The organism is Pseudomonas sp. IPO3778 (assembly GCF_013386825.1).
Lineage (GTDB): Bacteria > Pseudomonadota > Gammaproteobacteria > Pseudomonadales > Pseudomonadaceae > Aquipseudomonas.
Map to the genome: position 1 here is coordinate 1 of NZ_JACARC010000121.1, position 500 is coordinate 500.

Here is a 500-nt window from a genome sequence, read left to right on the forward strand (position 1 = left end):
AGCAGGCGCACCAGGTCCTGCAGCTGCACGTCCCGCAACCGCGCCGGCTTGGGCAGAATGCGTGCCGTGGTGAAGTGGATGAACTTGAGCTCCGCCATCGGATTGACCGGTATCAGGTCGAGCTTTCGGGCTTGCCGGAACGCGACGGCCAGCAGCCGGTAAAGCTGCTGGACGTAGGACAGCGACAGTTCAGCCTGTGCCGGCCACATCAGCAGCTTGTCGAGGCTCTGGGCGCTCACGTCGCGCAGCAGCAGATCGTCCAAGCGCGGCTTGAGCTGGCAGTTGATGGCCGACTTGCCCGCGGCCCGGCGCTTGTCGGACAGGGCCCGCGACTTGGCCATGCGGTCACCGAACCAGTCCAGTAGCTCCCCAACGGTCACCCATCCGGAAACACTGGCCGCGCCGTCGGCAGCGACGCGCAGGCGCACTGCCGGCAGTGCAGCGATCACCTGCTTGGTGTTCAGGTCGGGAAAGCCGCCGATGCGATGCCATTGGCGCTT

The 500-nt window shown here is 66.2% G+C and carries 1 pseudogene; it reads right to left on the reverse strand.

The window, feature by feature from the left end:
* Positions 1–500 (reverse strand): annotated as a pseudogene (locus HX855_RS32835) (site-specific integrase); the annotation flags it as partial.